Source organism: Pseudoclavibacter soli DSM 23366 (assembly GCF_000423505.1).
Classification (GTDB): Bacteria; Actinomycetota; Actinomycetes; order Actinomycetales; family Microbacteriaceae; genus Pseudoclavibacter_A; species Pseudoclavibacter_A soli.
The window spans coordinates 1-18,745 of the sequence record NZ_AUIC01000004.1 but is presented as its reverse complement, the minus strand read 5'-3'; the positions used below and the strand labels follow the sequence as shown (position 1 = coordinate 18,745).

The following is an 18,745-nucleotide window of genomic DNA, read 5'->3' as shown; positions in this document are numbered from 1 at the left end:
AAGCACAGTCACCCCTGCGGCACCTTTTCACCCCTGGCGCACATGAGCGGCCGTAAGGCGTGCTACCATGTGACTATGCGTTCGGTGCAGCTTCTCCTTAGCCGCCGCGGCGAGTCTTAGCCTCTAAGACCTTCCTCGCCGCGGAGTTTCGTCATGGTCTTCAGGCGTTGGTCAATCAGACCGAGAGAAGAGAGAAGCAAAAATCATGCAGAACCGTCAACAGCCCAGTTCAATGCCGGTGCACAAGTACACCCCGTACCACAAGCAGTTCACCGTCGATCTGCCCGATCGCACATGGCCCGACAAACACTTTGAAACCGCACCTCGCTGGTGCGCGGTCGATCTGCGTGACGGCAACCAGTCGTTGATCGATCCGATGGATCCCGAGCGCAAGCGCATTCTGTTCGACCTGCTGGTGTCACTGGGATTCAAAGAGATCGAGGTGGGCTTTCCATCAGCCAGCCAGACCGACTTCGACTTCGTGCGCTCGTTGATCGAAGACAACGCCATTCCTGATGACGTCACCATCCAGGTGCTGACGCAGGCTCGCGAACACTTGGTTCGTCGCACCTACGAGGCGCTGGAGGGCGCAAAGCAAGCTGTCGTGCACTTCTACAACTCGACCTCGATCTTGCAGCGTGATGTGGTGTTCAACAAGGATCGCGCCGGCGTCGTCGAGATCGCTGTTGAGGCTGCCAAGCTGTGCAAGAGCCTGGAGTCGGTCATCCCCGACACCGAGATCACCTACGAGTATTCGCCTGAGTCGTACACCGGCACCGAACTCGACTTCGCCGCAGAGATCAGCAACCGCGTCATCGAGGTGATCGATCCGACGCCGGAGCGCCCAATCATCCTGAACCTGCCTTCGACTGTCGAGATGACGAGCCCCAACGTCTACGCCGACTCCATTGAATGGATGGGCCGCCACATCGATCGTCGCGACTCGGTGATCATCTCGCTGCATCCGCACAACGATCGCGGCACGGGCGTGGCAGCTGCCGAGCTGGGCTACCTGGCCGGCGCAGACCGCATCGAGGGCTGCCTGTTCGGCAACGGTGAGCGCACCGGCAACGTCGATCTGGTCACCTTGGCGCTGAACCTGTTCACGCAGGGTGTCGACCCGCAGCTCGACTTCAGCGATATTCCGCACGTGCGCAGCGTAGTCGAGCACTGCAACCAGCTGAAGGTACACGAGCGCGCACCTTACGGCGGCGACCTGGTGTTCACCGCGTTCTCTGGCTCGCACCAGGATGCGATCAAGAAGGGCATGGAGCGCATGGCCTCCGATGCCGAGGCCGCAGGCAAACAATTCAACGACATCCCGTGGGCTGTGCCGTATCTGCCGATCGATCCCAAAGACATCGGTCGCGACTACGAGGCGATCATTCGCGTCAACTCGCAGTCGGGCAAGGGCGGCGTTGCTTACCTGCTGAAGGCCGATCACAAGCTGGAGTTGCCGAAGCGTCTGCAGATCGAGTTCTCGCAGGTCATTCAGCACAAGACCGACGACGAGGGCGGCGAGGTCACCAGCGAGCAGATTTGGAGCGCATTCAGCGACGAATATCTGCCCGCAGACGAAGCTGGCAACAAGTGGGGCCGCTACGAGCTGCTGTCGCTGAACACCAGCAGCGATCTCGACGGTGAAGTGCGCATCGACGCCAAGGTGCGCACCGATGACGATCAGCGTCAGGTCAAGGCGACCGGCAACGGCCCGATTGACGCCTTCGTCAACTCGCTGCGCGAGGCCGGCGTCGATGTACAGGTCGAAGACTACGTCGAACACGCCCTGACCTCCGGCCGCGATGCAGTGGCGGCCGCCTACGTCGAGGCGAGCGTCAACGGCCAGCGCCTCTGGGGCGTGGGCATTGATGCCGACATCTCAACCGCCTCGCTGAAGGCCGTCATCTCTGCGGTCAACCGCGCCGTGCGTGAACAGCCCACCGAGACGATCGAGGCAGCGTCAGAGCCCGTCGCCGTGCCGGTGGCCTGACCCCAAGATGCCGCTCTATCGTGATGATGCGGTCGTGCTGCGCACCCATGACCTGGGTGAGGCCGATCGCATCATCACGATGCTGACCCGACGTCGTGGGCGAGTGGCTGCTGTGGCCAAGGGTGTGCGTCGCACACTCTCACGCTTCGGCGCCAGGCTCGAACCCTTCAGCGTCGTGCAGATTCAGTGCTTCGAAGGACGCACACTCGACACCGTCACCCAGGCAGAGAGCGTTGCGATGCTCGGCGCCGCAATCGCCGACGACTACACCCGCTACACCGCAGGAACAGTCATTCTCGAGGCCGCTGAACGGCTGAGCGCCGAAACCCCGAACCCTGGGCTCTACCAGCTCACTCTTGGGGCGCTTCGCTCGCTGGCTCGCCGCGAGCATCCACCGCTGGCCGTTGCCGATGCCTATCTGCTGCGCGCACTCGCACAGGCCGGGTGGGCTCCGTCGCTCGGGGCCTGCGCGCGGTCAGGTGAGCCGGGCCCCCATCACCTGTTCTCGGCGTCTGCCGGCGGTATGGTGGCTGAGGCCTATGCGCCGGCTGGCAGCATGCCAGTCGATCACCGTACCCTCGAAGTGCTCGCAGGCCTGCTCTCAGCCACTTGGAACCTCGTCGAAGGAGACGACGAAGCCAGCATCGCCGCTCGAGACAACGCCCACGAGATCGTCTCTGGCTACACGCAGTATCACTTGGAGCGCAGGGTGCGGTCGCTGCGCCACCTCGAGCGCTGAGACCGCGCGGCCACGTACAATCGAGAGGTGGCCACACGCGAAACCCCAGCTCCTCTGCTGCCCATCGACTATGCCGGCGGGCAGCCCCCGGCAATCGATGCCAAGTTCGTGCCCAAACACGTTGCCATCGTGATGGACGGCAACGGACGATGGGCCAACCAGCGCGGGCTCACCCGCACCGAGGGGCATCGTGCCGGCGAACAGTCTTTGCTCGACGTGGTGGCTGGTGCCATTCAGATCGGCATCAAGCATCTGAGCGTGTACGCCTTCTCCACCGAGAACTGGAAGCGCTCGCCCGAAGAGGTGCGCTTTCTTATGGGCTTCAACCGCGACGTGCTGCACCGTCGGCGCGACCAGTTGCACGCCTGGGGCGTTCGGGTGCGCTGGGCGGGCCGACGCCCCAAGCTCTGGCGCAGCGTGATCAAAGATCTCGAGATCGCCGAAGACCTGACCCGCCACAACACTGTGATGGATCTCACCATGTGTGTGAACTACGGCGGCCGGGCCGAGATCGTCGACGCCGTACGCGCCATCGCGGCCGATGCTCAGGCCGGTCGCATCAAGCCCCGGGGCATCACCGAGCACACCATCGCCACGCATCTGTCGACTTGGCCAGTGCCCGACGTCGACCTTTTTCTGCGCCCCTCGGGCGAGCAGCGCATCTCGAATTTTCTGCTCTGGCAGTCGGCCTACGCCGAGCTGGTGTTTCAGAACACACTCTGGCCAGACTTCCGCCGCGCCGACCTCTGGGATGCCGTGCTCGAGTATGCGCATCGCGATCGGCGGTTCGGTGGTGCGGTGGATGCTCCACGCACGCTGGCCGGCTCGCCTCGCGAGAGTGCCGCGCCGGGCGCATCTGACCGCTAAACTGGTGCACAGTGCGCGCCAGCCGGGTGCGCAGACCATCAGGAGTGTGTCTTGTCTCAGTCTTCCCGTCTCGATGCCGTCATCTCGCTGGCCAAACGCCGCGGGTTCGTCTTCCCGTCTGGAGAGATCTACGGTGGCACCCGTTCCGCCTGGGACTATGGGCCACTGGGCGTCGAGCTCAAAGAGAACATCAAGCGGCAGTGGTGGAATGACTTCGTGCGCGGCCGCGCTGACATGGTCGGCCTCGACTCGTCGATCATTCTGCCGACCAAGGTATGGCAAGCATCGGGGCACGTCGAGACCTTCACCGACCCGCTCGTCGAGTCACTGCACACCCACAAGCGCTATCGCGCCGACCACCTGATTGAGGCCTACGAGGCCAAGCACGGGCATCCGCCGGTCAACGGCCTGGCCGACGTCAACGACCCCGAGACCGGCCAGCCCGGCTCCTGGACCGAACCGCAGCAGTTCTCCGGCCTCATGAAGACCTACCTCGGTGCCGTCGACAACGAAGAGGGGCTCGCCTACCTGCGCCCCGAGACCGCACAGGGCATCTTCGTCAACTTCAATCAGGTGGTCACCACCGCACGCCGCAAGCCCCCTTTCGGCATCGGACAGGTCGGCAAGGCGTTCCGCAACGAGATCACCCCGGGTAACTTCATCTTCCGCACCCGCGAGTTCGAGCAGATGGAGATCGAGTTCTTCACCAAGCCCGAAGATGCCGATCGTTTCTTCACCCAGTGGGTCGAAGACTCCTGGAACTGGTTCACCGGCCTCGGCATCGACCCGGCAAACCTGCGTCGCTTCGACGTGCCTGAGGCTGATCGCGCCCACTACTCTGCGGGCACCATCGATATCGAATACCGCTTCGGGTTCCAGGGGGGCGAGTGGGGCGAGCTCATGGGCATCGCCAACCGCACCGACTTCGACCTGCAGAACCACTCCAAAGCCTCAGGCACCGACCTCAGCTACTTCGATCAGGCCTCGGGCGAGCGCTACACGCCCTACGTCATTGAGCCGTCGTTCGGTCTGACGCGCTCTCTTATGGCGTTCTTGGTCGACTCGTACGCCGAAGAAGAGGTGCCCAACGCCAAGGGCGGCACCGACAAGCGCACTGTGCTGCACCTCGACCCGCGGCTGGCTCCGGTCAAGGTGGCTGTGCTGCCGCTGTCGCGCAACGAAAAGCTCAGCCCCGCCGCGCAAGAGCTGGCGGCCACGCTGCGCCGCCACTGGGCAGTGCAGTTCGACGACGCTGGCGCCATCGGCCGCCGCTACCGCCGCCAAGACGAGATCGGCACCCCGTTTGCCGTCACCGTCGACTTCGACACCCTCGACGATCACGCCGTGACCGTTCGTGAGCGCGACAGCATGACGCAGCAGCGCGTGCCGCTCGCCGAGATCGAAGGCTACCTGGCGCAGCGGCTGATCGGCGCCTGATGTCTTGGCCGCCACCTTCCGCACAGCCGGGGTGGCAGTCTGAACAGCCGTCTGCGTGGGGGCCGATGCCCCCGCGCATTCGCACACCGTTGCCGCCTGTGCAGCCGGCACCGCAATTCGTTCGCATTCCGCAGCCCCCACTGCCTTTCGCTCGACTGCAGCGCGGGCTTCGCGGCTATCGGTGGTGGCGACCGCTGCTGGCAATGCTGCTCACCGGGGTCTATCTCTTCGCCTTCGCCATTGTGCTCGGCATCGTGATGGGCATCGTGCTGGCCTTTGGCGGCAGCGATGTCGATCTCTCCGTCTTCGATCAGTCACAAGAGGTGCTGATGGAGGCCGTTTCCACTAGCCCGGTCATGCTGCTGTTGTTGCTGGGCTCGGTAATCGTCTTTCTGCCCGCTGCAATGTTGGGATGCCTCAGCGTCGGCCTGCGACCCTGGACACATCTGCTCTCTGTCGAATACCGTCTGCGCTGGCGCTGGCTGGCGGTCACTTTGGGGCCTGCCGCAGTGTTGGTGGTTGGTGTGCAACTGCTCAGCATGCTGGTCATGCTGGTGAGCAGTGAGGGGTTTGGCGCACTGGCCCACCCCGCCCAGTGGATCGGGCCGAGCAGCACCTTCGACTGGTCTGATTTCGCCGTCATCGCACTGCTTGTCATCGTGCTGGTGCCGGTGCAGAGCTTCGCCGAAGAGGTCGTCTTCCGAGGTTTGCTGCTGCAGTCGTTCTCCGCATGGATTCCGATCACCTGGCTGGCCGCCATTCCGGGCGTCATACTGTTCGTGATCTCGCATGGGTACGGGTTCTCAGGGCAGGTCGCCATCGCGATCTTCGCAGTGACCACCGTGGTGCTGACCGTGCGCACCGGCGGTATTGAAGCATCCACCTCGCTGCATGTGGTCAATAATGTGGTCGCATTTCTGCTGCAAGGCGCTGGTTTCGGGGTGACCGCCGGCAGCGGCCTCAGCCAGGCGCAGGCCGAGGTGCTCGGTGCACTTGTCACCTTGGGCTCCGAGGTGCTCATCTGCGGCGGCTATCTGCTCTGGGTGCTGCCCATGGCTCGCCGTCGACGCATCACCGTGCTGCGCGCGCAGCCTGATCTCGTGCAGTTCGCACCCGTGGCATACTGGCAGCCGTCTGTCATCACCGCAGGAGGATATCGTTGACCCCGCTCAGGATCGGTTCGATCGAGGCTGCCTCACCAGTGGTGCTCGCGCCCATGGCTGGCATCACCAACCGGGCATTTCGCCACCTCGCCCGTGAATACGGCGGTGGGCTCTACGTCTGCGAGATGATCACCACTCGAGCCCTGGTCGAGCGCAATGCCGAGACCATGCGCCTGATCACCTTCGACCCCGACGAGTCGCCGAGGTCGGTGCAGCTCTACGGCGTCGACCCCAAAACGGTCGGCGAAGCTGTGCGCATGATCGTCGCCGAAAATCTGGCCGACCACATCGATCTGAATTTCGGCTGCCCGGTGCCCAAGGTCACCCGCAAGGGCGGCGGCTCTGCGCTGCCCTGGAAGAAAGACCTGTTCACCTCGATCGTGCGCACTGCGGTCGCCTGTGCCGAAGACCTGCCCGTCACCATCAAGATGCGCAAAGGCATCGACGATGACCACCTCACCTACGAGTGGGCTGGCAAAACCGCGCGCGACGCAGGCGTCTCAGCCGTCGCACTGCATGGGCGCACTGCCGCTCAGCACTACTCGGGGCAGGCCGACTGGTCAGCGATCGCACGACTGCGCGAGCAGCTGCTCGACATTCCCGTACTCGGCAACGGCGACATCTGGTCGGCTGAAGACGCCATTCGCATGGTGCGCGAGACCGGCGTCGACGGCGTGGTCGTCGGTCGGGGCTGCTTGGGTCGGCCTTGGCTGTTCCACGACCTGCAACAGGCCTTCGAAGCCTATGCCGCAGACCCGAGCCGGCCATCCGTCGACTATCAGCCCGCGCAGCCGAGCCTGCGCGAAGTGGGGGATGCCCTCGTGCGGCACGCCCGCCTGCTCGGCGAGTTCTTCGACGACGAGCAGCACGCCTGCCGCGATATTCGCAAACACGTCGCGTGGTATTTCAAGGGCTATCCGGTCGGCGGCGAGCTGCGACACCGCATGGCACTGGTCGAGAGCTTCGCCGAACTCGAAGACCTGGTGGGCCAGCTCGACCCGACCGTGGGGTACCCGGGTGCCGATGTCGAGGGGCCGCGCGGTCGCGCTGGCACCCCCAAGCAGCCGCACCTTCCCGACGGGTGGCTCGACAGTGATCATCTGAACGAGCGTCAGGCCGAGCTGCTGCGCGAGGCCGAGCTCAGCGTGAGTGGAGGCTGACCAGCGATGGTTCAAGACGTAGCGCACCAGCCGCACAGTTCGAGCACCGGCCGGGTCAAACGCTTCAAATACTCGTCGTTCGACCGCGACCGGCTCTGGCCTGAGGTACACACCAACCGGCGCGGCGACTTCGAGCGTGATCGAGGCCGCATCATCCACTCGTCGTCACTGCGTCGTCTCTCGGCCAAAACTGGTGTGTTCTCGCCGACGGCAGGTCTCGACTTCGTGCGCAACCGACTGACCCACTCGCTCGAGGTGGCACAAGTCGCACGAGAGCTCGCGAAGGCCTTGGGGCTCAATCCCAATCTCGTCGAGGCGGCCGGGCTCGCGCACGACTTCGGGCATCCTCCCTTCGGCCACAACGGCGAACTCGCCTTGGCAGAGTGGGCGGTGCACATCGGCGGGTTCGAGGGCAATGCGCAGACGTTTCGGCTGCTCACGCGACTCGAGACCAAGCGCATTGTCGACGGGGTCAGCTACGGGCTGAACCTCACCCGAGCATTGTTGGATGCGACGGCAAAGTACCCATGGACGTACGAGGAGGGTGTGCGTCGGGCCGATGCCACCGGTGCGCCGCTCAAATACGGCGTTTACCATGACGACCTGCCCGCGTTCGACTGGGTGCGCAGCGGAGCCCCTGCAGGCAAACGCTGCATCGAGGCGCAGCTGATGGACATCTCCGATGACATCGCGTACTCGGTGCACGACTTCGAAGACGGCATCGTCGAGCGCTATGTCGACCCGGCGCTGATCAATGATCCGATGCAGCGGGCTGCGGTGATCAAAGGCATCGAAGTCTGGACCGGCACGCATCTGAGCGCCGACGATCTCGATGCGGCAATTGAGCGGCTGCGCCAGCTGCCGCTCTGGCTGCAGACCTGGCAAGAGACCCGCGGCAATGTGGCCAGGCTCAAAGATCTCACTTCAGAGCTGATCGGCAGATTCGCCAAGTCGATCACCCGCGCAACGCGAGCTGCGCATCCCACTGGTTCGCTCATCCGCTATCACGCTGACGTTATTGTGCCGCGCGAGACACTGGCTGAAATCACCGTGCTCAAGGGCATTGTGGGCACGTTCATCATGTCTGCGGGCGAGTTTCAACCGGTCTACGAACGGCAGCGCGAGATGCTCAGCGAACTGCTCGATCACCTGTGGGCCACCGGCGGCACGCATCTCGAGCCCCTGTTTGCGCAGCTGTGGCAGGCGGCCGGCGACGACGCTGCGAGGCGGCGGGTCGTGGTGGATCAAGTGGCGGCGCTCACCGATCTGTCTGCCGAACGCTGGCACGAACGTCTGCTCGGGCGGTAAGCACTCGAGCGCTCACTAGAATGGCTGCATGGCCGGCCGCATCTCTCGCACAGACATCGACGAGGTGCGTCAGCGAACCAACATCGCCGACATCATCGGCCAGCATGTCACGCTGAAGTCAGCTGGCATCGGCTCGCTGAAGGGGTTGTGCCCTTTTCACGACGAACGCAGCCCGTCGTTTCACGTGCGGCCGCAGCTCGGGTACTACCACTGCTTCGGCTGTGGCGAGGGCGGAGATGTCTTCACCTTCTTGCAGAAGATGGATCATGTGAGCTTCAGCGAAGCCGTGGAACAGATGGCCGCGCGCATCGGCTACACCCTGCACTACGAAGACGGTGGGCCCGATCGCCGCGCGCAGGGGCAGCGTGTGCGTATTCTGCAGGCCAATGAGGCCGCACAGGCGTGGTTCGCCGCACAGCTGAACACCCCAGACGCAGAAATCGCCCGTGCAGAGCTCACCCGGCGAGACTTCGACCGTGAGGCCGCTGCGCACTTCAGCATCGGGTATGCGCCTAAAGGGTGGAGCGGACTGCACGATCATCTGCGGCAGCAAGGCTTCTCCGACCAAGAGCTGATCGAGGCGGGGCTGCTCTCGCAGGGCCAGCGCGGGGTCTACGACAGGTTTCGCGGCCGACTGATCTGGCCGATCGTCGATGTCACCTCGCGTACCATAGGGTTTGGCGCTCGACGACTCTTCGACGACGATCAGGGGCCCAAATACCTCAACACGCCCGAGACCCCGGTGTATCACAAGGCCAAAGTGCTCTATGGGCTCGATCTGGCCAAGCGTGCGATCGCCAAGAAGCGGCAGGTGGTCATCGTCGAGGGCTACACCGATGTGATGGCCTGTCACCTGGCCGGGCTCGATACCGCAGTGGCCACGTGTGGCACAGCATTTGGTGCCGGACACATCGAGGTGATCCGCCGCATCCTTTCTGACGATGCCTCAAAGCCGGCAGAGGTGATCTTCACCTTCGACCCAGACGAGGCTGGCCAAAAGGCAGCCCTGCGCGCCTTCGCCGACGAACAGCGCTTCGTGGCGCAGACCTACGTGGCACTGGCACCCGACGGCCTCGACCCCTCTGATCTGCGCATGAAACGCGGCGATCAGGCGGTGCGCAGCATGATCGATGCGAAGGTGCCGCTGTTCGAGTTCGCGATGCGTCAGGTGATCGCACGGTTCGACCTCAACACGGTCGAGGGCCGCGTGCAGGCGCTGCACCAAGCCGCGCCGATGGTCGCCCAGATGCGCAACCGTTCGCTGCGGCCGGGCTACGCGCGCGTGTTGGCCGGGTTAGTGGGTGTCGACCCCGACGAGGCCATGCGCGCGGTTCGGGCGGTCGGTAGCCGGGCATCCCAGCAGCCAGAACGCGCACACGAGCTGCAGCCACCGGCCGAAGATCAAGCCCCCGCAGCCCAGCCGGAGGTGCATGTGCGCGACCTCGCCCGCGGATCGGCTCAGGCGCTGCGCGAGATTCAACTGGCTGAGGTGCTGCTGCAGTCACCCGATCTGTGCGAACCTGCCTTGCGCGAACGGGTGCAGCAGCTGCCGGTGAACGAGCATCGTCTGCGCGAAGTGCTCACCGCACTGTTCTCTGACGCCGACTACGCCGGCGATACCAATCGCATCGAACGGGTCATCGAGCAGCTGCCTGCCCACCTGCGTCCGCTGGCGGGGGAGCTGGCCATGACCGACCTGCCGGTGGGCACGGGAGCGGAGGCTGCGGCATATGCACGCGACCTGCTCACCCGATACGTCATTGATCGAGTCACCCAGCGCGCCCGTGAGCTGCTCGGGCGACTGTCGCGCGAATCCGCCAGCGCGCCGCCCGAACAGGTTCGCAACGTGCAGCGTATGCTTGTGGAACTTGAGACCGAGCGACGGGCGCTGCAAGACTCGATCGCCTGACGCAACCGAGACGAAGGAGTCCCCATGTCGATTGCCGTGCTGCCTGAGCCCAAAACGCCGTTCGTGAAAGCCGTCGCCGAGGGCGGAGTGACTGCCGAACCGCTGAGCGAGGACACCACTGCCGTAGTCTGGCTCGACCCCAAGGGCGCCGATGCCCTCGACGCGGTGCTCGCCGAGCATCCTGCCGTCACATGGGTGCAGCTGCCCTTTGCCGGTGTCGACGCGTTCATTCCGCTGTTCGCCCGCTACCCGCAGATTCGCTTCACCTCGGCCAAAGGCGCCTATGACCAGCCGGTCGCTGAACACGCTCTGGCCCTCACGCTCGCCGTGCTGCGTGAGTTTCCACACTTCGCACGCGCGCAGCAGTGGCAGAAGCAGGCTGGTCGATCGCTGTTCGGTCTGCGTGTGGCAGTTGTGGGCGCCGGTGGCATCGGCCGTGAGATCGTGCGGCTGCTGCAGCCGTTCGACACGCATATCACCGTGGTGCGCCGCCGTGCGGCCGAGCCTGTGGTCGGCGCCGACCAGACCGTCGACGTTGCGGGTTTTAAAGCACAGCTGCAGGCCTTCGACGTGGTGATTCTTGCCGCTGCGCTGACCGCCGACACCAAGTCGCTGCTGGGCGCCGGGGAGTTCGCTGCGCTGCCCGATGACGCTGTGGTGATCAACATCGCTCGGGGCCCGCACATCGATACGGATGCCCTGGTCGCCGCCCTGCGAGACGGCCAGATCGCTGGTGCCGGGCTCGATGTCACCGACCCCGAGCCTCTGCCCGAAGACCACCCGCTGTGGAGCGCGGGCAACATTCTCATCACCCCCCACACCGCCAACACTTGGGCGATGGCCGAGCGCCCGCTCTCTCGCCGCATCGCCAACAACGTTCGTGCATTCGAGGGTGAAGGCGAATACGAAGGTGTGGTCGACATCGAGGCCGGGTACTGACCCATGACTGCTGATCAGCAGGTGTCAGCTGAAGCGCTGGGCGCGGCACTTGGAGCGGTTCGGGCACATACCCCGTTGGTGCAGGCGATCACCAACGACGTCGTCACCAACTTCACGGCAAACGTGCTGCTGGCGCATGGGGCCACTATCGCCATGGTCGACATCCCGGTTGAGGCCGGTGTGTTCGCGGGCATCGCCGACGGCCTGCTGATCAACCTCGGCACCCCGCATGCCGAGCAGCGCGAGGCCATGCTCGAAGCGGCTGCCTCAGCGCACACGATACACACTCCGTGGGTGCTCGACCCCGTGGCAGTCGGAGCCCTGCCAGTACGCACCGAGCTCGCGGCGCAGCTGCTCGAGTTTTCGCCCACGGTGATTCGTGGCAACGCCTCAGAGATTCTGGCCTTGGCTGGCCAGGGCAGCGCTGGCCGTGGAGTAGACGCCCACGACAGCGTCGACGCGGCGCTCGATGCGGCCCGCCGCCTGAGCGATCGCACCGGTGCCGTCGTTGCAGTCTCGGGCGCGGTCGACCACATCGTGCACCACGAGTCGATTGTGCGCGTGGCCAACGGGCACCCGCTGCTGACCCGCATCACCGGAGGTGGCTGCGCCCTGGGCGCAGTGATGGCCGCCTATCTTGGGGTCGTCGATGACGCGCTCACTGCCACGGTCGCCGCCAGTGCCGCCTATGAGGCCGCCGCGCAGGATGCTGCAGCAGTCACGGCCCACCCCGGCACCTTCCAGCCGGCTTTCCTTGACGCTCTCAGCACGTTGACCCCCGCGCGACTCATCCGCAAGGCTCAGCTGTCATGACCCACCTCGACTTGTCGGTGTACTTGGTCACCGATGAGCAGATCTGCCGCAGCGCTGGCCGCAGCGTGGTCGATGTGGTGAGTGCAGCGGTAGCCGGGGGAGTCACCACTGTACAGGTGCGCGCCAAGCACACTGATGGTGGCCCGTTTCTGCGTCAGGTCACCGACATCGCGCAGGTGCTGCCGCCCGAAGTGACGCTGCTGGTCAACGATCGGGTAGACGTGTATCTGGCCGCACGGGCGTCCGGTGTCAGAGTGCACGGCGTGCACGTGGGGCAAACCGATCTGCCGGTGGCCGCAGTGCGCGCGCTGGTGGGTGACGATGCCGTGATCGGGCTCAGCGCATCCACCATCGCCGAGATCGCTGCTGCCGAGCAGTCACCCGCACGCGTCGACTATGTTGGCATCGGCGTGGTGCACGATACCTCGACCAAGCAGGATGCCCCCGCGGCACTTGGCGTTGACGGCGTGGCGCAGCTTGCCCGTGCCACGTCACTGCCCGCAGTGGCCATCGGGGGAGTGCACCACAACGATCTGCCGGGGCTGCGCGTCGGTGGTCTGGCGGGCGCTGCGGTGGTGTCGGCGGTCTGCGCCGCAAGCGACCCACAGCAGGCGTCTGCACAGTTACGCGAGGCCTGGGGCGCCTGAACCGCCCGCGCTGTGTTTTCTGCGTCGATGACGCACCCAAAGCGGCGATATGCGAGCAAAAACGACGCGCAAATTACGGTCTATAGCCCCAAATTGCGCGCTCCGGTGTGCGGTGCCTTGTGTGATGAAAGAGGCGTAAAGAAAACCCCCGCCAGGATGATTCAACCGGCGAGGGCCTCAGCTCCCCCGGTTGGACTCGAACCAACAACCCTTCGATTAACAGTCGAATGCTCTGCCAATTGAGCTACAGGGGATTGCGTATTGCAACCTCTTCATCTTAGCAAACTCTGACGCATTCGTCATATCGAGACACACGGCGACATCTGCGTGTCGCGCGAAGATGGTGCCGAGTAGGCTCGCACCACGTCACGCGGTGTATCCAAGTGGACGAAGGAAGCGGTCTCATAGCCCGCTGTGCGATACCAACGCAGGTTCGAATCCTGCCACCGCGTCTGCCAATGCGTCTGCCATAGAATCAGGCGTCGATGTCATCTACGCCGGGCGTCCACGCCAGGCCGGGCTTGCCCCACTTGCGCTTCTTGATGATCTTGTGCGCCGCGTAGGCATGTGGGTCTTCGAGACGATCAACATAGAGTACGCCATCAAGATGGTCATACTCATGCTGAAAGATGCGGGCCAGCCACCCCTCGGCGCGCACCTCGTATGCCGTGCCGTGCTGGTCTTGCGCCTGCAGCACAGCACGCTGCGAGCGACGAGTGGGGAAGCGCAGCCCCGGCGCTGACAGGCACCCCTCGGCGTCTTCGTCATCGTCGAGGTCGGCGATGGGCAACGATGCGATCCACAGCGTTGGGTTGGCCGCCACTCCGCGGTGCTCGACACCCTGCTCATCGGTCCAGCCGTAGACGAACAGCCGCAGGTCGCGCCCCACCTGCGGGGCCGCGAGACCGACGCCGGGGGCGGCATCCATGGTCTCGAACATGTCGGCAACCAGTACGCGCAGCTCGTCGTTGAATTCGGTGACCGGTGCGGCGATGCGATGCAGCACGGGCTCGCCGGTGATGACAATGGGAAGAATGCTCATGCACCCATGGTATTCCGCGAGACGAACCGCCGTCTTGCGCATTCGCGCAGCGGCGCAATGTCGAGTACGATTTTACCTTCAGTGCTGCTACCCCCCCGTGCAGCACAGAGATTCAGAAGGATGCGGTGATTCCCCCGTGAACAGACCTGCTGGTGCTCCTATCCGTCGTCGTCGTCAGGCGGTTATTGAAGACGTGCATCGCGCACTCGAAGAGCTCATTCTCACCGTAGGCGCCGGCAACTTGAGCGTGGTAGCTCTCGTAGACCGTGCCGGCATTACCCGCACCACGTTCTATCGACACTGGAGCAGCCTCGACGAGGTCATCAGTCAGGTGCTCACCGGGCGGTTCAGCGAGCCAGAACAGGTTGACACCGGCTCGATGCTTGGTGATCTGACCGCGCTGCAGCAGGCCGAAGTCGCTATGCTCAATGACCCGCTATTCCGCAAAGTCTTCCCATACCTCATGCAGCAGGTTTCCGACGGCGGAGAGGCATTGAGTACCTGGGGTGCCGGGTTCGTGGCTCCGCGTCGCGCACGGGTGCAAGCGGTCTTCGAGAGGGCGCTTACCCGCGGTGAGCTGCGCGAAATGCCCGATGTCGGTCGCGTCTGCGATGTGCTGCTCGGGGTGTTGCTGCCGGCGGTGCTGCTGCCAGGTTCGCGACCATTGACCCAGCAGGATGCTGAATGGTCGGCTCGTCTGGCGGCCATTGACGCCGGAGCACAGATCTGAGTTTTTCACAACAAGTGCACACTTAGTGCTCTTGTCTGTTATGATCGACCCGTCGGTGACTGCAGAATCCCATGCTTAGGGGGAGTGCGATTCTACGTCACCGATTCTTTTTCTCCGCAGGTTCTCTCAAACCCGCTGCTTCTGCTGGCGTGTGCTCATGCACGCCGCACGGTTTGGGCCAGCTATCGTTTGGCACATTTTGCAACAGGACTATACTGGCCGGACACACACCAGAACGCGCGTGATCGTGTCGATGCTCAGAGCGTCTGCGGTTATTCGTATGGTTGTGAGGCGAACGAGTGCAGACCGCTCGTGCCGTCCGAAGGTCGCCGCCGTGACGGATCAGGCTTGACCCGGGAGGATCGCTTTCTCAACCCGTTCGCAACTCGGCGACACCCGCTCCCGTCGATGCACTGCGGCCTCCGCGCGCATTGACTCGGTACTCATGCAGGTGGGCGAGCGCGCCGCGAGAGGATGCTATGGCACCCGTGATCGAGGTTGAACACCTCTACAAAGTATTCGGCCGGCGACCCCAAGAGGTCGTCTCCCGGCTCAAGGCTGGCACCCAGCGCAGCGACTTGTCGGGGCTCGGCACCGCCGCGGTGATCGATGCCTCATTCAGTGTCGAAGCCGGTGAGTTCTTCGTGGTGATGGGGCTCTCCGGCTCGGGGAAATCCTCGCTGATCCGCATGCTCAACGGGCTCAGCACCCCGACTGCGGGCACTGTTCGCCTGTTTGGTGACGACATCGGCGCGCTTTCGCCCAAGGGGCTGCGCGAAGTGCGCTCCAAACGCATCTCGATGGTGTTTCAGCACTTTGGCCTACTGCCCAATCGTACAGTTCTCGAGAACGCTGCCTATGGCCTTGAGGTGCAGGGCGTAGAGCCCGAGGAGCGACATGCACGTGCACGCGAGGTCTTGCACACCGTTGGGCTCGACGGCTGGGTCGACCGCTATCCAGCACAGCTCTCTGGAGGCATGCAGCAGCGGGTTGGACTGGCCCGTGCACTGGCAGCCGACACCGACATCCTGCTGATGGACGAAGCATTCTCTGCCCTTGACCCGCTGATTCGTCGCGAGATGCAGGAGCAGCTGATTGACCTGCAGTCTGAGCTGCACAAAACCATCGTGTTCATCACCCATGATCTCAACGAGGCGATGTTTCTGGGCGATCGAGTTGCCGTGATGCGTGATGGCCGCATCGTGCAGCTGGGCACGCCCGAAGACATTCTGACCGACCCGGCCAACGACTATGTCGCCCAGTTCGTCCAAGACGTCGACCGGGCGCGAGTGCTCACCGCATCGAGCGTGATGGAGCCGATCATCGGCCAGATCCAGGTCAACGCCGGCCCGCGCACCGCGCTGCGCCTGATGCGAGATCAGCAGATTCCCTTCGTGTTCGTCATCGATCGTGGGCGCCGCTACCTCGGCGTGGTCTCAGATCGCGACGTCACGCGGCTCATCAAAGAGGGGTCGAGCGACCTCACCTCGATTCTGCAGCCGTCGATCACGGTGCGCCCCGACGAGGTGCTCGCCGATTTGGTGCAGCCATCCGTCATCTCAAAACTGCCGCTCGGTGTCGTCGACGATCATGGGCGTTTAGTTGGGGGCATTCCGCGTGTCACTCTGCTGGCGTCGCTGTCGAGCGTTCCGCTGCACACTCAGGCGCTTGACGTGATCTCGCCCGAGGCGAAGGCACTGGCTGAGAGCGACACCCTGACCGAAGAAGCCCAGGTCGCCCTGCAAGAAGTGATCGACGCTGAAGACAAGGAGGTCGGCAAATGAGCACCCCACTGTTCCGTATTCCACTGGGAGACTGGGTCTCCGCATTCATCGACTGGGTCACCCAGACCTTCGGCTGGCTGTTCAGTGCCATCGCCCTGGTATTTGGTGGCCTGTACAACGGACTGTCGTGGCTGTTCGTGAGCCCTCCGTTCTGGGTCGTGATCGCCGTGCTCACGGCACTTGCCTGGTGGGTCGCCAGCTGGCGCCTCGCCGTGTTCGCGGTATTCGGTCTCTCGCTGATTTACACACTGAACCAGTGGGAGAACGCCATGGACACCTTGGCGCTCGTAATCGTCGCCAGTCTCATTGCGGTGGTCATCGCCGTGCCGCTGGGCATCCTTGCCGCAAAATCGGACACAGCGTCGAAGATCATTCGTCCAATTCTCGACTTCATGCAGACCATGCCGGCATTCGTCTATCTGATTCCGGCGATCATTCTGTTCTCGGTCGGTGTGGTGCCCGGCATCTTCGCGGCCATCATCTTCGCGTTGGCCCCGGGAGTGCGGCTCACCGAGCTCGGCATTAGGGGGATCGACAACGAGCTGGTCGAGGCCGGCGAGTCGTTCGGCGCGTCTGGCTGGCGCATCCTGCGTCAGATTCAGCTGCCCCTGGCGCTGCCCTCGATCATGGCCGGCATCAACCAGGTCATCATGCTGAGCCTTTCGATGGTGGTGATCGCCGCAATGGTCGGTGCGGCAGGGTTGGGCGCACCCGTGGTGCAGAGCCTGAGCCGTGTAGACGTCTCTCTGGGCTTCGAGGCTGGGCTGTCTGTGGTAATCCTCGCCATCTACCTGGATCGCGTCACGTCAGCACTCAACGCCCGTGCTGCCGCAGGGCCCAGCCACCACACCGAAGAGGCCGAGGAAAAACCGGTCGACGTGGCCGAAAACGCGGCAGCCGTTGCGGCGAGTGGCGGCGCCGAGACGCAGGCACGTCGCGAAAAGTCGGCAAATGCACCCGTCAACCACACCCGTCGCAATCTGCTGATTGCCGGCGGGGGAGTCGCGGTGCTCGCCGCAGCTGGTGCCCTCAATGGCGGCCTTGACGTCTTCTCTACCGAGAAACGTCGGCTGCGCATTGCGGTGATGAGCGGCTGGGATGAAGGCGTCGCCGCCTCATGGCTCTGGAAACAGGAGCTGCAGAAACGCGGGTACACAGTCGAGCTGACCTCGGTCGATGCCGCGGCTGCCTATGTCGGGGTCAGCTCTGGCAGCTACGATTTGGTGCTCGACACTTGGCTGCCCGAGACGCACGCCGACTACATTGCGCAGTATGGCGACCGCATGCTCGATCTGGGATCGTGGTACGACGAGGCGAAGCTCACCATTGCGGTCAACGACGATGCTCCGATCACATCGCTGAGTGAGTTGGCGGTCCACGCCGACGACTTCGACAGCCGGTTGATCGGCATCGAGCCTGGCGCTGGGCTCACCCGCATCACGACAGATGCGGTCATTCCCGACTATGGGCTGCAGAACCTGCAGTACTCGGCGTCGTCGACCGCTGCCATGCTCGCTGAGCTCAAGAGCGCGACGGATGCGGGGCGAAACGTTGTCGTGACCCTGTGGCGGCCGCACTGGGCGTACGACGCATTCCCCATCCGCGACCTCACCGACCCGAAGGGTGCACTCGGCAGCACCGAGAACGTGCACAGCTTCGCGAGGCAGGGGCTTGACTCAGACGAGCCCGACTTGGTCGCCTGGCTCAAACGCTTCCACATGGATGCCGCGACCCTAGCCTCCCTTGAGAATGCGATGTTCAACAGTGGGGTAGATGGAGAAGATTACAGCACCGCTGTGAGTGCGTGGAGTGAAGCGCCTGGGGTTTTGTGCCGTTCTCTTTTGAGTTGAGAGGATGGTTTCCATGCCGAAGAGAACTGATCAGGTGTTGAAGGACCGGGCGGTGCGTCTGGTGCTGGAGCACGCGAGTGAGTACCCGTCTCGGGCGGCCGCGATAGCGGCGGTCGCCCGTCAGGAAGGCGTGGGACGTGAGTCGCTGCGCCGGTGGGTCGTGCAGGCCGAGATCGATGCTGGTGCCCGTGAAGGGGTCACTAGTGACGAGGCCGCCGAGATCAAGGCGTTGAAGGCTGAGAACCGGCGTCTGCGGGAGGACGTCGCGATCCTCAAGGCTGCGACGTCTTTCTTCGTGGGGGAACTCGACCCCCGCAACCGTTGATCATGGGTTTCATCGACCAGATGAGGGCTGAGGGTTTCGCGG

At 63.9% G+C, this 18,745-nt stretch carries 15 protein-coding genes, 2 tRNA genes and 1 pseudogene; 16 read left to right on the top strand and 2 right to left on the bottom strand.

What is annotated here, in order from left to right:
* The first annotated feature begins 205 nt into the window (after positions 1-205).
* The 11 genes from leuA (at position 206) to thiE (ending at position 12,972) form a co-directional block, all read left to right on the top strand.
* A complete protein-coding gene (leuA, locus tag G557_RS0103050; RefSeq protein ID WP_028244905.1) occupies positions 206-1,990 on the top strand; it encodes a 2-isopropylmalate synthase in 1,785 nt (594 codons plus the stop codon).
* Positions 1,991-1,997: 7 nt separating this feature from the next.
* Positions 1,998-2,729 carry a DNA repair protein RecO gene (gene recO / locus G557_RS0103045; RefSeq protein ID WP_028244904.1) on the top strand — a complete coding sequence of 244 codons (732 nt, stop codon included), beginning with the start codon at positions 1,998-2,000 and terminating at the stop codon, positions 2,727-2,729.
* A 27-nt stretch (positions 2,730-2,756) separates the two neighbouring features.
* The gene (locus G557_RS11325; RefSeq protein WP_051224372.1) at positions 2,757-3,596 is read left to right on the top strand and encodes an isoprenyl transferase; all 840 of its coding nucleotides are present in this window, start codon (positions 2,757-2,759) and stop codon (positions 3,594-3,596) included.
* Positions 3,597-3,647: 51 nt separating this feature from the next.
* The gene (locus G557_RS0103035) at positions 3,648-5,033 is read left to right on the top strand and encodes a glycine--tRNA ligase (RefSeq protein ID WP_028244903.1); all 1,386 of its coding nucleotides are present in this window, start codon (positions 3,648-3,650) and stop codon (positions 5,031-5,033) included.
* A 65-nt stretch (positions 5,034-5,098) separates the two neighbouring features.
* Entirely contained in the window at positions 5,099-6,196 is a 1,098-nt protein-coding gene (locus G557_RS0103030; RefSeq protein ID WP_028244902.1) for a CPBP family intramembrane glutamic endopeptidase, read from the top strand.
* Positions 6,154-7,356 (top strand): tRNA dihydrouridine synthase DusB, encoded by a 1,203-nt coding sequence (dusB, locus tag G557_RS0103025; RefSeq protein ID WP_028244901.1) that lies wholly within the window; start codon positions 6,154-6,156, stop codon positions 7,354-7,356. Before G557_RS0103030 ends, dusB begins: the two co-directional genes overlap by 43 nt.
* Before the next feature lie 6 nt (positions 7,357-7,362).
* Positions 7,363-8,664: a deoxyguanosinetriphosphate triphosphohydrolase gene (locus G557_RS0103020; RefSeq protein ID WP_028244900.1), complete on the top strand. Its 1,302-nt coding sequence runs from the start codon at positions 7,363-7,365 to the stop codon at positions 8,662-8,664.
* A gap of 28 nt (positions 8,665-8,692) precedes the next feature.
* Positions 8,693-10,573, top strand: coding sequence for a DNA primase (gene dnaG / locus G557_RS0103015; protein ID WP_028244899.1), 1,881 nt, complete (start codon positions 8,693-8,695; stop codon positions 10,571-10,573).
* A 24-nt stretch (positions 10,574-10,597) separates the two neighbouring features.
* Positions 10,598-11,512: a D-isomer specific 2-hydroxyacid dehydrogenase family protein gene (locus tag G557_RS0103010; RefSeq protein WP_036960980.1), complete on the top strand. Its 915-nt coding sequence runs from the start codon at positions 10,598-10,600 to the stop codon at positions 11,510-11,512.
* A 3-nt stretch (positions 11,513-11,515) separates the two neighbouring features.
* Positions 11,516-12,325: a hydroxyethylthiazole kinase gene (gene thiM / locus G557_RS0103005; RefSeq protein ID WP_028244897.1), complete on the top strand. Its 810-nt coding sequence runs from the start codon at positions 11,516-11,518 to the stop codon at positions 12,323-12,325.
* The gene (gene thiE / locus G557_RS0103000; protein ID WP_036960978.1) at positions 12,322-12,972 is read left to right on the top strand and encodes a thiamine phosphate synthase; all 651 of its coding nucleotides are present in this window, start codon (positions 12,322-12,324) and stop codon (positions 12,970-12,972) included. Before thiM ends, thiE begins: the two co-directional genes overlap by 4 nt.
* Positions 12,973-13,153: 181 nt before the next feature.
* On the opposite strand, the gene G557_RS0102995 is transcribed toward thiE, so the two are convergent.
* A tRNA-Asn gene (locus tag G557_RS0102995) sits at positions 13,154-13,226 on the bottom strand.
* Positions 13,227-13,341: 115 nt separating this feature from the next.
* On the opposite strand from G557_RS0102995, the gene G557_RS0102990 reads away from it, so the two are divergent.
* Positions 13,342-13,424: transfer RNA gene (locus tag G557_RS0102990), tRNA-Met, on the top strand.
* Between the two features lie 23 nt (positions 13,425-13,447).
* Here the strand turns inward: G557_RS0102990 and def are convergent.
* The gene (def, locus tag G557_RS0102985; protein ID WP_028244895.1) at positions 13,448-14,014 is read right to left on the bottom strand and encodes a peptide deformylase; all 567 of its coding nucleotides are present in this window, start codon (positions 14,012-14,014) and stop codon (positions 13,448-13,450) included.
* Positions 14,015-14,150: 136 nt separating this feature from the next.
* On the opposite strand from def, the gene G557_RS13885 reads away from it, so the two are divergent.
* From G557_RS13885 to G557_RS0102965, 4 genes and pseudogenes are all read left to right on the top strand, one after another.
* Positions 14,151-14,744, top strand: a complete 594-nt coding sequence (locus G557_RS13885) for a TetR/AcrR family transcriptional regulator (protein WP_169337738.1) — start codon at positions 14,151-14,153, stop codon at positions 14,742-14,744.
* A gap of 479 nt (positions 14,745-15,223) precedes the next feature.
* On the top strand, positions 15,224-16,528 hold the full coding sequence (locus tag G557_RS11315) for a quaternary amine ABC transporter ATP-binding protein (RefSeq protein ID WP_036960975.1): 1,305 nt from the start codon (positions 15,224-15,226) through the stop codon (positions 16,526-16,528).
* Positions 16,525-18,378, top strand: a complete 1,854-nt coding sequence (locus G557_RS14365) for a glycine betaine ABC transporter substrate-binding protein (RefSeq protein WP_051224367.1) — start codon at positions 16,525-16,527, stop codon at positions 18,376-18,378. The genes G557_RS11315 and G557_RS14365 overlap by 4 nt, the downstream gene beginning before the upstream one ends.
* 13 nt (positions 18,379-18,391) lie before the next feature.
* A pseudogene (locus tag G557_RS0102965) lies at positions 18,392-18,745 on the top strand (transposase); the annotation flags it as partial.

What these genes read in the sequence shown, in the direction of transcription:
- G557_RS0103030 (WP_028244902.1), top strand. Translation starts at nt 5,099, where the DNA reads ATGCCCCCGCGCATTCGCACACCGTTGCCGCCTGTGCAGCCGGCACCG.
- G557_RS14365 (WP_051224367.1), top strand. Translation starts at nt 16,525, where the DNA reads ATGAGCACCCCACTGTTCCGTATTCCACTGGGAGACTGGGTCTCCGCA.
- def (WP_028244895.1), bottom strand. Translation starts at nt 14,014, where the DNA reads ATGAGCATTCTTCCCATTGTCATCACCGGCGAGCCCGTGCTGCATCGC.
- leuA (WP_028244905.1), top strand. Translation starts at nt 206, where the DNA reads ATGCAGAACCGTCAACAGCCCAGTTCAATGCCGGTGCACAAGTACACC.
- G557_RS0103020 (WP_028244900.1), top strand. Translation starts at nt 7,363, where the DNA reads ATGGTTCAAGACGTAGCGCACCAGCCGCACAGTTCGAGCACCGGCCGG.
- thiM (WP_028244897.1), top strand. Translation starts at nt 11,516, where the DNA reads ATGACTGCTGATCAGCAGGTGTCAGCTGAAGCGCTGGGCGCGGCACTT.
- G557_RS11315 (WP_036960975.1), top strand. Translation starts at nt 15,224, where the DNA reads ATGGCACCCGTGATCGAGGTTGAACACCTCTACAAAGTATTCGGCCGG.
- dnaG (WP_028244899.1), top strand. Translation starts at nt 8,693, where the DNA reads ATGGCCGGCCGCATCTCTCGCACAGACATCGACGAGGTGCGTCAGCGA.
- thiE (WP_036960978.1), top strand. Translation starts at nt 12,322, where the DNA reads ATGACCCACCTCGACTTGTCGGTGTACTTGGTCACCGATGAGCAGATC.
- G557_RS0103010 (WP_036960980.1), top strand. Translation starts at nt 10,598, where the DNA reads ATGTCGATTGCCGTGCTGCCTGAGCCCAAAACGCCGTTCGTGAAAGCC.
- recO (WP_028244904.1), top strand. Translation starts at nt 1,998, where the DNA reads ATGCCGCTCTATCGTGATGATGCGGTCGTGCTGCGCACCCATGACCTG.